This window comes from Streptomyces sp. DSM 42067, from assembly GCF_055792885.1.
This window is the reverse complement of the sequence record NZ_CM147706.1, coordinates 1-13119: the sequence shown is the minus strand read 5'-3', so window position 1 is coordinate 13119 and position 13119 is coordinate 1. Positions and strand designations below refer to the sequence as shown.

General features: G+C 69.0%; 18 protein-coding genes. 2 read left to right on the top strand and 16 right to left on the bottom strand.

Annotated features, from left to right (window positions below):
* Positions 1–12 precede the first annotated feature (12 nt).
* Genes ACSMXV_RS00090 through ACSMXV_RS00065 form a run of 6 tightly spaced genes read right to left on the bottom strand, consistent with a single transcriptional unit; the run spans position 13 to position 3685 of the window.
* Positions 13–432 (bottom strand): lasso peptide biosynthesis B2 protein, encoded by a 420-nt coding sequence (locus ACSMXV_RS00090; RefSeq protein ID WP_473175642.1) that lies wholly within the window; start codon positions 430–432, stop codon positions 13–15.
* Positions 429–716 carry a PqqD family protein gene (locus ACSMXV_RS00085; RefSeq protein WP_473175641.1) on the bottom strand — a complete coding sequence of 96 codons (288 nt, stop codon included), beginning with the start codon at positions 714–716 and terminating at the stop codon, positions 429–431. Before ACSMXV_RS00085 ends, ACSMXV_RS00090 begins: the two co-directional genes overlap by 4 nt.
* Positions 709–2502 carry an albusnodin/ikarugamycin family macrolactam cyclase gene (locus ACSMXV_RS00080; RefSeq protein WP_473179196.1) on the bottom strand — a complete coding sequence of 598 codons (1794 nt, stop codon included), beginning with the start codon at positions 2500–2502 and terminating at the stop codon, positions 709–711. The genes ACSMXV_RS00085 and ACSMXV_RS00080 overlap by 8 nt, the downstream gene beginning before the upstream one ends.
* 27 nt (positions 2503–2529) lie before the next feature.
* Positions 2530–2676 (bottom strand): hypothetical protein, encoded by a 147-nt coding sequence (locus ACSMXV_RS00075; RefSeq protein ID WP_473175640.1) that lies wholly within the window; start codon positions 2674–2676, stop codon positions 2530–2532.
* Positions 2673–3200: a hypothetical protein gene (locus ACSMXV_RS00070; RefSeq protein WP_473175639.1), complete on the bottom strand. Its 528-nt coding sequence runs from the start codon at positions 3198–3200 to the stop codon at positions 2673–2675. Before ACSMXV_RS00070 ends, ACSMXV_RS00075 begins: the two co-directional genes overlap by 4 nt.
* A gap of 44 nt (positions 3201–3244) precedes the next feature.
* Positions 3245–3685, bottom strand: coding sequence for an ATP-binding protein (locus ACSMXV_RS00065; RefSeq protein ID WP_473175638.1), 441 nt, complete (start codon positions 3683–3685; stop codon positions 3245–3247).
* Between the two features lie 192 nt (positions 3686–3877).
* On the opposite strand from ACSMXV_RS00065, the gene ACSMXV_RS00060 reads away from it, so the two are divergent.
* Together ACSMXV_RS00060 and ACSMXV_RS00055 are read left to right on the top strand one after the other, a co-directional pair.
* Positions 3878–4783 carry a helix-turn-helix transcriptional regulator gene (locus tag ACSMXV_RS00060; RefSeq protein ID WP_473175637.1) on the top strand — a complete coding sequence of 302 codons (906 nt, stop codon included), beginning with the start codon at positions 3878–3880 and terminating at the stop codon, positions 4781–4783.
* 286 nt (positions 4784–5069) lie between these two features.
* Complete coding sequence (locus ACSMXV_RS00055) at positions 5070–5801, top strand: 5-formyltetrahydrofolate cyclo-ligase (protein WP_473175636.1); 732 nt, start codon at positions 5070–5072, stop codon at positions 5799–5801.
* 593 nt (positions 5802–6394) lie between these two features.
* Here the strand turns inward: ACSMXV_RS00055 and ACSMXV_RS00050 are convergent.
* From ACSMXV_RS00050 to ACSMXV_RS00005, 10 genes are all read right to left on the bottom strand, one after another.
* Positions 6395–6757 carry a hypothetical protein gene (locus ACSMXV_RS00050; protein WP_473175635.1) on the bottom strand — a complete coding sequence of 121 codons (363 nt, stop codon included), beginning with the start codon at positions 6755–6757 and terminating at the stop codon, positions 6395–6397.
* Positions 6758–6835: 78 nt separating this feature from the next.
* Entirely contained in the window at positions 6836–7063 is a 228-nt protein-coding gene (locus ACSMXV_RS00045) for a hypothetical protein (protein WP_473175634.1), read from the bottom strand.
* A 323-nt stretch (positions 7064–7386) separates the two neighbouring features.
* The gene (locus ACSMXV_RS00040; RefSeq protein WP_473175633.1) at positions 7387–7950 is read right to left on the bottom strand and encodes a cysteine hydrolase family protein; all 564 of its coding nucleotides are present in this window, start codon (positions 7948–7950) and stop codon (positions 7387–7389) included.
* A 195-nt stretch (positions 7951–8145) separates the two neighbouring features.
* The gene (locus tag ACSMXV_RS00035; protein WP_473175632.1) at positions 8146–8424 is read right to left on the bottom strand and encodes a hypothetical protein; all 279 of its coding nucleotides are present in this window, start codon (positions 8422–8424) and stop codon (positions 8146–8148) included.
* A gap of 83 nt (positions 8425–8507) precedes the next feature.
* Positions 8508–8804, bottom strand: coding sequence for a hypothetical protein (locus tag ACSMXV_RS00030; protein WP_473175631.1), 297 nt, complete (start codon positions 8802–8804; stop codon positions 8508–8510).
* 666 nt (positions 8805–9470) lie between these two features.
* Positions 9471–9641: a hypothetical protein gene (locus ACSMXV_RS00025; RefSeq protein ID WP_473175630.1), complete on the bottom strand. Its 171-nt coding sequence runs from the start codon at positions 9639–9641 to the stop codon at positions 9471–9473.
* Positions 9642–9915: 274 nt separating this feature from the next.
* Positions 9916–10920, bottom strand: a complete 1005-nt coding sequence (locus tag ACSMXV_RS00020; protein ID WP_473175629.1) for a DUF932 domain-containing protein — start codon at positions 10918–10920, stop codon at positions 9916–9918.
* Positions 10921–11124: 204 nt separating this feature from the next.
* On the bottom strand, positions 11125–11403 hold the full coding sequence (locus ACSMXV_RS00015) for a hypothetical protein (RefSeq protein ID WP_473175628.1): 279 nt from the start codon (positions 11401–11403) through the stop codon (positions 11125–11127).
* A 158-nt stretch (positions 11404–11561) separates the two neighbouring features.
* Positions 11562–11936: a hypothetical protein gene (locus ACSMXV_RS00010; protein WP_473175627.1), complete on the bottom strand. Its 375-nt coding sequence runs from the start codon at positions 11934–11936 to the stop codon at positions 11562–11564.
* An 83-nt stretch (positions 11937–12019) separates the two neighbouring features.
* Positions 12020–12367 carry a hypothetical protein gene (locus ACSMXV_RS00005; protein WP_473175626.1) on the bottom strand — a complete coding sequence of 116 codons (348 nt, stop codon included), beginning with the start codon at positions 12365–12367 and terminating at the stop codon, positions 12020–12022.
* Positions 12368–13119 lie beyond the last annotated feature (752 nt).

Below are 13119 nucleotides of genomic sequence, written 5' to 3'. Positions count from 1 at the left end.
GGGTCCTTACGGTCAGACGCGGAGGGTGACGTGGAAGGGGCGGTCGGGGGTGTCAGGCTCGCCGACGGGATGTTGGTCCGCCTCGATCCAGGCGTGCGACGCGCAGGGGTCGAAGCGGCAGCCTATGCACCAGTCCACGGCTCGCCTGCGTAGGCAGGAGGCAAGGTGGGCGGCAAGGGACATCTCCAGGCAGGCCGCGCGCCCGGGAAAGAAGCGGGCTGCCCAGTCGCGGGCCGCGATCGTGTGCTCGGCCTCCGCTGCGGTTGAGGCACGGCGGGTGGTGCGCTTGGCGAGGTGTGCGACAGCGAGTGTGATCCGCAGCGGGGCAGCTTGCACCAAGGCTGTGGCAAGAGCGAGCGCCGTGATGGCGGTGAGCCGGTCGGCCAGGGGCGGACGCGGAACCTCGGCGGGTACAGCCATGGGGATGCTCATCGATGCCACCCTTTCAGCCTTGGAGGCTGCAACAGGCGCCGGGCGAGGAGCTGTTCGGCGAGAGTGGCCATGTCGGCGCGTACCTCCTCCGGGGCGGCTCCGAAGAGCTCAGCCACTCGGTCGGCGGCCTCGCGCACTGTGGCGCCTTCAGCGAGGTAACGCCACCACTGTGCGCCGGACGGAGTGAGCGCGTACCAACGACCCCGCCCGCGTAGGTCGAGGAGCATGGCGCCACGGTCGGTGATGGTGGCGCGGACGGTCCGCGCGGGGCGCAGGTCAGGCATGGGCGACCTCCGCGCGGCGGTTGACCGGCTTCGCGGTGCGTTGCTGGTGCAGCCAGAGTTCGGTGGTGACGAGGGCTTCGAGTGCGGCGAGCTTGCCGGGTACGCCAGCGGCCAGGCGATCGAGTTCGGCGAGGACCGCCGGGGCGGCGATCCACCCCTCGGCAGCGAGTCGGCTGTCGGTGAGCAGGCCGCGCAGTACGTCGGCGTGGCGGCGCAGTCCGGTGTACGCGTTGCCGTCGTAGGCGCCCTTGGTGCGGCGTGCCAGCAGCCACTCGGGCACCAGCCCGCCGAGTGCAGCGCCGAGCAGTGGCTTCTGGGCGGTGGTGGAGGCACGAGCTGCGACGGGGATGGCCATGGCCGCGCGTACAACGGCGTTGTCCAGGAAGGGAGCTTGGTGGATGAGCCCCATACCGTTTGCCTGGTTGCGCAGTTCGGCCTCATAGGTGCCGAACTCGCGCAGCTCCGCCCACGCCCGGTGGCGGCTGGTGTCCTGGGGCTCGACGGAGCAGCGCTCGGCCGCCTCGGCGGCGCGCAGGGCGAGGTGGCGTCGGGCGTCCGGGGTGAGCCAGGCGTGGATACCGGAGGCACGGACCCAGTGAAGTCGGGCGGCCGGATCGGGGCGCGTCACAGGGTTCGCCGCGATGTCGTAGGCAAGACGCTGCAAGGCCAGGGAATGGGTGGTCCTGGAGAGGCGGACGGCGCCGGTGACGACGGCGTACAGCGGCAGGTGACGCAGTCGGGCGCGGGCCAGGCTGTGGCGGAGGAGGGCCGCAGTCTCGCGTTCGCGGGCCAGGTCGGCGAGGTAGTACGGGGATGCGGACAGCAGGGTGTCGGCGCCTGAACCGCTCAGGTGCAGGTCGCTGCCGTACTCCATGCAGGGGCGCTGATAAGCGGCGCGCATGCGCCAGCGCGCGGCGTCGGGGAACGGCTGGTCGGTTGCGGGGGCGTCGAGGAGATCGGCGAAGAACAGGCCCTCGGCGTCGGTGACGAGCTCGTGGTGCAGGCCGGGTCGGCTGGCGGCGGCGCGCTGTGCGTAGACCACGTCCTCGTTGCGGCTGGTGGCGTCGGCGTGGGTGACGGCGGGCAGTTCCATGTCTGCCATGCCCGTGGCCAGCAGCGCGAGGGAGGTGGAGTCCAGACCGCCGGAGAAGTCGGCGGTTGGCCTGTCGGCCGCCTGCACGCGGGCCTGTACGGCGGTGACCAGTGCCTCGCGGAGTTCCTGCGCTGCTTCGGCGAAAGGGAGTCGGCGAGGCTGCTCGTACGCGGTGACAGTGTGCGAGCCGTCCCCCTGGATGACGAGCGCATGGCCGCCCGGCACTCGCCGCACGCCGGTGAACGCCGTCCCGTCCTCTGCGACCTCTGGGACGGTGGGGCAGAGGAGGCGTGCCGTCAGCGTCGCGTAGTCGTAGCCGGCGCCGATGCGTGCGGCGAGAGCCCGAGCTGAGACCGACCAGCAGGTCCTCTCTCCTTCTGTCTCTGCCAGGTACACAGGCCGTGTTCCCGCGACATCAGTGATGACCGCGGTGGTCTGCCCGTGCTGAGCCACCGCCCAGTAGCTGCCCGGCCACCTGGTCAGTGCCGCCCACCGCCCGGCGCGGACGTGCCGCAGACCGTCCCGCAGCTGCGTGGCGTCGGCGAAGCACGGGCCCACGACCGTGAGGCGCGTGTCCCCCTCGAACACAACCCGGCGCGGCTCGGAGGCGTCGATCTCTGTGCGGAGGCTGCTCGGATGGAACATGCCTTCCCCTTCTGCTGGTTGTGGGGCCCGGGGCGGAGCCGGACAGATGGATCCGCCCCGGACCGCTCGTCGGGCCTACTCGAAGTAACGGCCCTGGTCGGCGCTGTCCTCGGCGTACTTGCCGAGCGTCACCTTCGACACCGCGTCGAGCTCGATGAGCTGCGGGGCGGTGTAGCGCGGGCGGGGCTCGGTGCTCTCTGCGGTCTCGGTGTGGTCGATCATCTGGGCTTCCCTTCGTCGCTGGATTGGGATGGGGCTGCCGTCTCGGCGCCGGTCACGAGGGCGCGGCGCGGAGGCGGACGCATGGGGTGTTCGGCGTGGACGCGGCCGAGCATGAGGTAGCCGTTGGTCAGTCCGTGGTCGAGATAGCGACTGGCTTCGTCCGCGGTGGCGCTGACGTCGAGCGGGGCCAGGCCGATGATGAGCGCGATCTCAGGGCGGGTGAGGAGCAGCCGCTTCCAGTTCTCGTGTGCAGGCAGGGCGAGGCGCTGACGAATGCGGTCGAACCGTAGTTGTACGGAGCCGCCTCGTACCGTCAGGCAGGTTCCCAGGTCGGCTACGGGCCGGTCGGGCGGGCGCAGTCCGGCGGCGGAGGCCAGCGCGCGCATACGGCGGTTGATGTCTACAAGGGTGGCATCGAGCCAGCGCGCGGGCGGATGGGCTACGAGAGCGAAGCCGATCGCGTACCCGCCCGAGTCGGCTCCGATCCACGTTCGAGCGGTCAGCGGGGTCGTGAGCCTGAGCATCGGGACCCCGATACCTCCTCGGGCGTTGCTCATGCGTTCGGGAGTCAGCATGCGATCCCCCCGATCTTCGCCGCAGCGTCGACCTTGAACTCCGCCCACACGATCTTGTGGCTGGTATGCGGTTCGACGCCCCAGCCATCGGCGCACGCGGCCACCAGCAGGAGCCCGCGCCCGGTGTCACTGCCGTCGTCCGGGGCGCGCTGCTCGGGCAATGCCGTCACGGTGTCATGCACTTCGACACGGAGCAGGAGGTCTCTCATGCTGAACCGAACGAGGATGTCGCCAGCGGTGGGGTCGCCATGCACCATGGCGTTGGTGATCAGCTCCGAGACGCAGAGCCGCACGTCGTCGACTCGGTCGGCGATCCCCCAGCCGGCGAGTGTGCACTCGGCGAACCTCCGTGCCGCACCCACAGACGCCGCCTCATGGCCGAATACCCGTTGCTGCTGCAGGAGTTGCCAGGGGCCGTGTGTGGCTGGTGCCATGACGATCTCCGTCCCGGGATGCGGTGCGTGGGTCCTTGGTCCGTGCGGTGGAGCTCCACGGAACCGCCTCCTGCGGCCGGGAACCAGAGCAGAATTGGCGCACGGATGAGGCATTCGTGACGCATTACCGGGCATGACCTGTGATGCTTCGCCTTCGAGCATCGCGACGAACTACGCGGGGAGAGCCAGCCCATGGCCCTGAAACGGCACGGCCTGATGCGCCGCCGCCGAGCGGTGGGCCTCACGCAGGAGCGCCTGGCGGAAGCGCTGCGCGTGGAGCGCTCTACTGTCGCGCGCTGGGAGTCGGGGAAGGCGGCACCCCAGCCGTGGATCCGGCCGCGTCTGGCGGAGGTGCTGCAAGTGAGCACCGAGGAGCTGAGCGATCTCCTCGTGGTGTCGTCGGCCGATGAGCAGGACCCCGCCGAGCGGACGCAGTACGCCATGCGCTATCCCTCGCGCGTGGATCTCGCGACGGTGGCCGAACTGCGGGACAACATACAGTCGTTGGGCGAGCGCTACGACCGGATGCCCTCCGCGACTCTGCTGGCCCACGCCGGCGAACACGCCAGCCGCGTCGCCTTCCTCGCCGGTGAAGCGCCGGCCGGCCGCGTACAGCGGGAGATGCGTGTCCTTCAGGCGGATGCCGCGACCTTCATGGGGCAGCTCGTCTGGGATGCCTCCCAACGCCGGGGGACCACGCGACAGCCCGTTCGTACTACGCGCAGAGCGTCGAGGTGGCACGCCACCTGCGCGACCCGAACGCGGAAGGGCACGCGCTCTTACGTACCTGCTACGTGGCCTTGTACGGAGCCGGCGACTACAGAGAAGGACTCGATCTCGCCCTGCAAGCCGCCCGTACTGTCCGATACACGAGCCACGTCCTCACTGGTCTGGCCATGCTGCACGCTGCGGAGGCCCACGCCTACCTCGGCGAAGGACGCGAGTGCGAGCGTGCCCTGGCGGGCGCCGAGAGGCACCTTGAACAGGCACACGGTGCAGACGCGGCCCATGATCTGTTCTCGCCCACCCACCTCGGCCGCCTGGCCGGCTCCTGCTACCTCTCCCTCGGCGACTATCGCAAGGCCGAACAGCTACTGACGCAGACAGCGGCCGAGCTCCACGACCGGCGCAAGTCCCGGGCGATCGTCCTCGGCAATCTCACGCTGGCCTGGATCCGGCAGGGGGGACCTGGACGCCGCGCTCGCCGCGTTCAACGACGCTGTAAACGAACTGCACGGCACGCGAGGAGGTGGTGGGATGAACATCGTCTTCCGAGCCGCCCGAGAACTTCGTCCCTGGCGGAACGAACCAGCGGTGCAGGAGGCCCAGGACCGGCTGATGGCGCTGATGGAAGCGACGTGACCACGGCATAAAGGAGCCCGACATGCGCACATATGTGGACGATGAGAAGCAGCGGGTACGCGAGCGCGTCTGGGATCTGCTCGATGCGCAGGGCGCCGTCCTGGACGCCACGTCCCACGGCCGCATCCCGAACTTCAAGGGCTCCGAAGCCGCCGCGGACCGCCTCGCCGAGATCCCGGTCTGGCACAGCGCGCGCTTCGTCAAGGCCGTGCCGGACAAGGCCCAGCTGCCGGTGCGCGCCCGGGCGCTGGCCGAGGGAAAGACGGTGTTCATGGCGGTGCCGAAGCTCGCAGACCCGCGCCCCTTCTACCTGCTCGACCCCGCAGAGCTTCCTGTTCCGGCGCGGGAGGCGGCTTCCAGCAAGGTCGCGGCGACGGTAGCTCCGCGGGTCGACGTCGCCGAGCTTCAGCCCGTCGACATGGTGGTCGTCGGCAGCGTCGCGGTGAACCGCGCAGGCGTACGCATCGGCAAGGGCGCCGGATACTCGGATCTTGAGTTCGCCTTCCTGATGGAGGCCGGACTGATCAGCGAGCGAACGGTAGTCGTGTCTACGGTCCACTCCCTCCAAGTGCTGGACGAGGAGCTTCCGGCGACCGGCCACGACTTCGGGGTGGACCTGATCGTCACACCAGAGGAGATCATTTCCTGCCCGTCACCGCACCGGCCGACCGGTTTGGTGTGGGAGCACTTGGACGCTGAGAAGATCGCTGCCATTCCGGTACTCGCTGCTCGGGCTCCGGCAAGCGGGCGCTGAGACGCCGAGAGCACACGAAAGCGCGCCCCGCCTCCGGGACTTGGCCGGAGGCGGGGGCGCGCTGTTGTCTGAGTGTGGGCTGTAGGAAAGCGACGAGGACCGCGGCTACGGCGGCGAGTGCGGCGATGGTGGGCCAGGGCCACTGCCGGGACTCGATGCGGCGGATGCGTTCCTCGTGGTCGTCGAGCTGTTCGTCGATACCAGAGAGGCCGTCGAGTTTGCCTTCGATACGGCTGACGCTTTCGCGGGTGGCGCGGAGTTCGCCGTACATCTCCGCGGCCGCGATGGTGACGGCCCGGACCGGCTTGTCGCCACGGATTGCCGCACCTGGTGGTCTCCTCGATCACGGAATTGATGTTCAGGGACTCGGTGATGCCAGGCCCGTTGCTGCCGGTGCCGACCGCCAGGAGGGAGGTCGCAACAAAGAGCACGGCGGCGACGCCAGCGAGGGCGAAGGCGCGTTCCCACGGGAGGGCGAGGAGGTCGGTGCCGCTTCAGCAGCTGCGGGGTCTCGTGGCGTCGGGCCGCGCGCTGGAGGCGGGTGAGGTCGCTGCGCGCGGCGAAGTCGCTGGCGCACGCGCGCATGAGGGCGGTCAGGATCTGGGCGGCGTGCCGGGGGGGGCTTCGCGGTCGTCGGTGTCCATCAGGGACGGGGTGGGTCCCTGCCACCCCCAGGGCACGTCGGCGGGATGGGCCAGCAGCCGGACCATGCTGCCCAGGTAGGCGCGGCCACGGACGCGTACCAGCGGCTCGGCGGGCAGCTCGCGCATGTCGTTGACGGATCCGAGACTCGCCCGGATGGCGTCGAACTGGTCCCACCGGCTGGGGTTGTGGATCGCGGTCACGTGGACGGTCCCCTTGGCCGCGCCGGTGAGCGTGTAGCGCACGGCGCCGTTGGGGTCCACCTCGGATGGGACGGCGCGGACGGTGCCGGACGGTGTGGCAATGGTGATCACAGGGCGTCTCCTCACGGGGCGTATGGGAAGCGGGAGTCGGCGGAGGGCCGGGCCCCGGGGCGGGGGCCGGTGGTCGGCTCAGTCCGTACCGGTGGGGTCCGGCAGGAGCGGCGCGGGGTACGCGCGGGCGACGGGTGCGGGGCTGCTCGCGCACGGCCGGACGGCGGCCTGCACGGTGGCGGGCTTCATGCCGTGCAGCCATCCGTTATCGATGCGCCACCCGCAGACGACCGGGCCCGGTTCCTGATCGGTCTGCACGACCAGGGTGGCCAGGGCGGTGCAGCTGCCTTCCAGGGCGGCGGTCACGGCGGTGGCTTTATCAGTGAGTCCTGACACCGGTTGTCGATCGGCGGCGACACCGCCCGGTGTTGGCGGAGAGCGATATCGCTGAGTTTCGACACCACTTGGGTGCTTGCGGTGGGACGCTTGGAGTGCTCTGCGTGGTGAGGGGCGCCGGTGCCACCGAAGTCCAAGGTCGATCTGTACGCGGCGATCCGCCGCGATGCCCGGGCGGGGATGTCGAACCGGGCCGAGCAGCAGCACAGAACGCCGCTGGCTGACCTCCCCCGGCTGGCGGGAGGCGATGCATGCCGTCTTGCCCCGCACGCGAGGGTCCGGACGGCCTCCCGCTATTGCGGTGCGATGGCTTTGAGCCAGTCCTCGACGGTGACAACATCTGCCCACTGCGGGAACAGCTTTTCGGTGAGCATCTTGTGCACCTCGGGGTCGGTGTCGAGGCAGGCATCCGCCAGGACGGTGAGGCCGAAGTCCAGGTCGATGGCGTGCCACAGGGTGGACAGCACTACAGCGCTGGTGGCGATGCCGGTGAGAACAAGGCTGTCGATATCGCGAGCCCTGAGTACCAAGTCGAGGTCGCTGCCCGAGAACGCGCTCCCCCGCCTCTTGGTGACCACCACGTCGTCCTGCTGGGGCGCAACATCGTGATGAATCTCTGTGCCAGGGGCCCCCTCGGTGAACAGGCCGGCCCGCACGACGTTTGTCATCACCCTGTTGCGAGGGCTGACTTCCGGATCGCCTGGCCGTAACCCCATCACCACGTAGATCACGGGGATGCCGGCAGCCCGGGCACCGTCGATCGCGCTGCGCAAGCGCGGCAGATATCCGGAACCGTCGTCGGCGATGGCCACGACGTCCCGTTGGACGTCCATCACCAGAAGTGCGCTGTTTGCCATGCTTGCCGTCCCTTCTCCGTTGGGAACCAAGAGCAAGTCTGGTGGACCAACCGAGCCGCGGTGAAGGTTTCGGAGATCCTCATCAGCGTCGCGCCGCAGTGCGCCCATGACTGGTGTCGGTTCTCATCGACATTTTCTTGCCCTGTGATCACCAAGTGCTGTCCAAACTCGGTGATAAGTGGTGTCGCCTGTCAGTTACGAAGCCACGGCGGCCTCGATGGCGGCGAACTCGTCCGGGTCGGCGTCCAGGCGCCATGCGGGGGCGGTCGTGACGTCGACGCTGGCCAGGGCGTACCGGCCGTCGACGTCCAACGCGGCGTAGTGCAGGCGGTGACGTCCGGCACCGAGGGCGGTGAAGAGCTGGGCAAATGCGAGGTGCGCGCGGTGGCGGGCGGCCGCGATCGCTTCGTCTCCGGGATAGGGCAGGGTGCGGCGGTCGGCGCGGGAGGGCTGGTCGGGGTGCGGGCTCGTCACGGTGGCTCCAGCGGGGCGACGGGTGGGGGCTGGCTGCGCGCGGCGGGGCGGGGTGCCCCGCAGCCGTGGCGCGCGGGGTTCGGTCAGATGACGGGGCGGCGGCGTGCCTGCTCGTCCAGGCGGCGCACGTCGGGCGCGGGCTCCTGGAAGTGGCACCAAGTGCGCCCCATGAAGTGCTCGGCGGTGTAGAAGTGCACCGTCCGGGCCCGGACGCCTCCGCCTGCCGTGGTGTACGCGGCGGCGTACCAGTAGCCGTTGATGTTGAACGGAACGGCGTCCTCGGGCCAGACGTGGGCGATCCGGGTCAGGCTCGCCCGGTCGGCGCGGTGGATCCGGCGAGCGGCCGTGAGGTCGACCACCATGAAGTGGTCGCGCTCCATCGGGTGCCGCTCGCCGAAGTCGTCGTCGTGCTCCCAGCAGGCGTCGCAGTGGCCGAACCACGTGCACGGCAGGAGGTACAGGGGCGGTCGTGCAACTCGGTAAAGCGGCCGCTGTAGGTGACGTGGCTTCCGATGTACAACCGGGGCTCGGGCTCAGGCATGGGCGGCCTGCCATGCCTTCGTGTTCCATTCGCGGGTGAGGTCGTCGGCGTACGCAACTTCGCGCGCGGCCTCGGCGTCCACGGCGGCGACGACCAGGACGCTGCCCCGGATCTCGTCGAACGCGGCGCTGGGCGGCGGTGGCCTGCGCCTGACGCTTGGCCTCGTCCTCCGGCACGCGCCGTACGAGGTGGATGTGCCGGTCGCTGGTGAAGATCACGATGTAGCGGCGGAAGTCCTCGATCCGCGACGGGCAGGCCGGGCCGGTCGTGGTGTCGGCCAGCGTCGCGCGGGCCTCGGCCAGCAGCTTCGCTACTTCCTCGGTCGCCTTCACGCCCATGTCCCGCTGGCGCTGGTTGCGGCCGTAGTAGACGCGGGCCTTGTCGCGCACGGGGGCGAACTCCACCGGGGCGTAGATGCTGATGATCCGGCGCGCGTAGGCGTCGCGCTGGTCCCGCTCGGCTTGGGCGGCCTGGGCGGTCTGGGTCACCTTGCCCTGCGTCCAGCTCAGCGCGGTCGCCGCGCAGGACGTGCCGTAGTACACGACGTCTTCGGCGGTGCCGTCCTCGTCCCGTCGGCGTCCAGCGGCATCAGCGCGACCGTGCGCTTGAGGCCGCGACGGCCGCACTCGTCGAAGTCGTCAACGATGCCTTTGATCTTCCACTTCGGGATGCTCATGAACGGCCTTCCGTGGGGCGGTGGGTGGGGTGGCCTGGCTGATAGGCATCCGCCGGCGCGGCCTGGGCGCAGGAAGGGGCGGACGTGTTCTTGGCGCGCGGTTTGCTCCGCAGACGCGACGCGCTGCCGCTACGCGGCAGGGGCGGGCGGGGAGCGCTCCGCGCTCCTGAGTCGGGGTGAGCGCTCCGCGTCCGGGAGGGGCGGCCGCTGCGGGCCCGTGGGGGCCGGGTGGGCACCCGTGGGGGAGTCGGGGTGCCCACCCGGTTTCAGGGGGTCAGACCGTGGTGAGGGCGAATGCCTTCTCCATCAGGTCGTTCGCCGCTCCGCCGATGACCCGCTCGGCGCGGGCGGCCGCCTTCTCGGCGTCGGTCTTGCCCCGGGCCGGGGCCACATGCTTGGCGTACTCGGTGAGCGCGTTGTATCCGGCCCATCGCGTGCCCCGGATACCGGCCTGGGTGTCGGCGTGCTCGAACAGGTTGGAGATCGCCCCCCACCGCTGCCGCTGGTTCGTCTTGGTGCGGGCGCTGTCGCTGTCCTTGACCAGCCACAGCTCGTCGACCACCGACTTCAGCTCGCTGAGCGTCATCTCGGCTTCGATCATGCGCTGTGCGGCCTTCTCGAACTCCTCGGCGTACCGGAACGTCAGACCGAGCGCGGAACGGGCCTGCGCGATCCGGGCCCTGGCTCCGGCGGTGTGCCGCACTACGAACGAGGAACGGGCCCCCTGGATCGCCGCGCGCTGGGTGTTCGCGCACACCACCCGGACCGGCGTCACGACGATCCGGAACGCGGAGCCTCCGTCGTGGCTGTTGAACGCCGCGATGTACAGATCAACCTCGTCGTTCCCGCCGATCGTGAGGGAATCGGGCATCTTCATGGTCAGGAACACCTGACGGCCCTCCTTGAGCGATCCGGCGGTCTCGAAGTGGGCGCCGGACTCGTCGGCCAGCAGGTTGAGGAACTCAGCGTGTTCCTCGTTCTGCACGGGGTGGTAGTCGCTGCCGACCACTCCGAGCGTCTGCGTGCGGCCGGTCTTCGGGTGCGTGCGCGCGGTCGCGAAGTGCTGCGGGACCTCCACCGGCGTGGTGCCGTCGGCCGTGATCTCGGTCGCGGTCAGAGGCAGGAGACGCACGTTCCAGCCGGACAGAGACGCGATGCGCATGGCCTCCTCGGCGGTCATCGCGCCGTCGGTGACGGTGCCTAGCTTGTGCCAGGCGCTCGTGTTGGCGGATGCGAAAGCGGCGGTGCCGTCGGTGAACTGCTCGATCTCGTGAGCCACTTGGGCTTCCCTTCTGGTGACGAACTTTCGGCGGGCCCGGTAGGGCGCCAACCCTCCCGAACTGGTTCCATAATACCTAATCTTGAAGGCGGGGCAACCGATTAAATCTCCGGTGCGCCCCACCTTCCGGGCGACGCTACGACCTGCTGCTACGACCGCGGCGGCCTGTGCCGCATCAGGTTGCCCGCGCGGGGCGCATCCCGCTCACTCCTCCTGCTCGGCAAGGGAGGCAACGCCGAAGTAGACGTACTCCGGCACTTCAAACACGTTGGTCTTGACCGGGTAGTGCTGCGGGCGCTCGGTGACCATGCGAAATATCCGCCATCCGTCGGCCGTGCCGGTCTCCGACCACTTCAGCACCTTGCCAAAGCTGGCGAGTGTGTCACCGACTGCGAGGTACTTGACCTGTGCGCTATAGCGCATGGCACTGGTCCGGTCGCGCCCATCCTGCTCGACCACATGGGCGCGCGCGTGGGTCTTCAACTACTCGACGATGCTCTTGCTCATGATCACTACCCCTCCGTACGGGCTCACATCAGGAAGTGCTGAGGCAGGGCCGTGACGCCCTCCGTGTGTGCACTCCGGTCAGTGCGGTGACGAATGCGCCGTTCCTGTACTCGCTGAGGCGGTACAGCACGGACTCACGGGCCCCGTAGGTCCAGTTGGCGGTCAATCCGTGTCACCCAGTACCGACCGTGCGCGCGCTCCTGCGACCCGTGGTAGCTGACCAGTTGCCCGATACTGAGGCCGCTCTCCGCGTTCACGGCGGTGGTCAGGTTGGTCAGGGCCGTACCGAACGTGTGGGGCGGCAACGGCACGTCGGCCAGTGCGGGCCCGGTCCGTACGCCAGAGATCCATCCCACCTCGAACAGGGGCGGGGCCAACTCGCGCACGTCGTACGGGAAACCGGTGTTCGTGGGGAGCTGCTCCAACGCGGCCCGGAAAGCGGCCTCCATCTGCTCTCGCTCGCCGTCGGTCGCCGGAACGGCGCGGCGGGCGGGCTCAACGCTCGTCATGCTCACAGTGACTGTCCCTCCGGTTGGTGTAGGTGCTGGGCTTGTCCCGGGGGCCCGGTGGACCGGGCCCCCGAAACTGCCTTTTACTTCAGTCCGCGCGTCCGCAGGAATTCACTGATGCGGAATGCGACGGCACGCACCGAAAGGGATGCGCCCCGGAAGGTTCCGAGGATGCGGGGCCCGGTGTCGCTGTCGTGGATGATGTGGAACTCAAAACCCTGAGCGACGGGCAGAAGAACACGGATGGGACCGGCCGTGGTATCGAACCGAATGGACGTGGTGTTGTCGTCCTGGTTGTGCACGATAACGGCGTCTCGGAGGAGTTCCGGGCGCGGGAGAAAATTGGCGATCCGGCGGGCCTTTGCAGCCTGAGGGGTCGTGAATTCGTCCGTGCTGGGAGTCACCTTGCCTGCGCTGATGACGATTTCCACGCTTACGCCTTTCTGTTGACGAACGTTCAGCGGTGTCGGTAGGGAGCCACCTTTCGACATGTTCCATAATACAACAGTCTTGATCTGTTGTACCACCCCACGCGGCAAACTCCTGCGCTAGCTCCTGCGCTATCTCCTGACCCTGCCCGGCGGCCGGCCTCCGGTCGTCCCAGGTCAGACGGACCATCGGCCATGGTCGGGGAGCTGACACCCCCTCTGCTGCCGCTACTCCCTGCCCGAATGAGAGAAGAGGTGGGGGCGGGCATGGGCGGCGCGGCGGCCTCGGGACCGGGTTCTTGGGTTGCGCGTCGGCGGTGGCCTCCGCGCCGGGCGCAGGCGCGCACTGGGGCTGTGGCGGTGGCCTGCGGGCGTGTGCGGGTGAAGGTGTGGTCATGGGTTGCCGGGAATGGTGCGAGGGGCGTACGTTTCTCGCGGATCGAAAACGGGGAGGAATCCAGGGAGAATTGACGAGCTTTCATGTGTCTTACTCCGAAAGAGATTCGGAGGACCCCGTGAATTCCGACTCGGAAGTCAAATGAGGGAAGGGATAGAAAGCTTCTGACTGTTTGTGGAATCTAGAAGAGCGGCCCCGCCACCCGCCTCGCTGCGCTTTTCAGGAATTCGCGGAGCGAATTCCGTCGGGCCGAATCGCGAAGCGATTTGAGCCGCCGTCACGGAGTGACGGCATATCAATTCCCTTGCGTGGCAAGGGAATTAGCCCGCCGCGTAGCGGCGGCGCGGCGTGTCTGCGG

Coding starts and splice junctions, on each gene's coding strand:
- ACSMXV_RS00030 (WP_473175631.1), bottom strand. CDS start 8,804: ATGGAGCGCGACCACTTCATGGTGGTCGACCTCACGGCCGCTCGCCGG.
- ACSMXV_RS00040 (WP_473175633.1), bottom strand. CDS start 7,950: ATGGCAAACAGCGCACTTCTGGTGATGGACGTCCAACGGGACGTCGTG.
- ACSMXV_RS00085 (WP_473175641.1), bottom strand. CDS start 716: ATGCCTGACCTGCGCCCCGCGCGGACCGTCCGCGCCACCATCACCGAC.
- ACSMXV_RS00065 (WP_473175638.1), bottom strand. CDS start 3,685: ATGGCACCAGCCACACACGGCCCCTGGCAACTCCTGCAGCAGCAACGG.
- ACSMXV_RS00075 (WP_473175640.1), bottom strand. CDS start 2,676: ATGATCGACCACACCGAGACCGCAGAGAGCACCGAGCCCCGCCCGCGC.
- ACSMXV_RS00090 (WP_473175642.1), bottom strand. CDS start 432: ATGAGCATCCCCATGGCTGTACCCGCCGAGGTTCCGCGTCCGCCCCTG.
- ACSMXV_RS00070 (WP_473175639.1), bottom strand. CDS start 3,200: ATGCTCAGGCTCACGACCCCGCTGACCGCTCGAACGTGGATCGGAGCC.
- ACSMXV_RS00025 (WP_473175630.1), bottom strand. CDS start 9,641: ATGAGCATCCCGAAGTGGAAGATCAAAGGCATCGTTGACGACTTCGAC.
- ACSMXV_RS00060 (WP_473175637.1), top strand. CDS start 3,878: ATGGCCCTGAAACGGCACGGCCTGATGCGCCGCCGCCGAGCGGTGGGC.
- ACSMXV_RS00010 (WP_473175627.1), bottom strand. CDS start 11,936: ATGACGAGCGTTGAGCCCGCCCGCCGCGCCGTTCCGGCGACCGACGGC.
- ACSMXV_RS00055 (WP_473175636.1), top strand. CDS start 5,070: ATGCGCACATATGTGGACGATGAGAAGCAGCGGGTACGCGAGCGCGTC.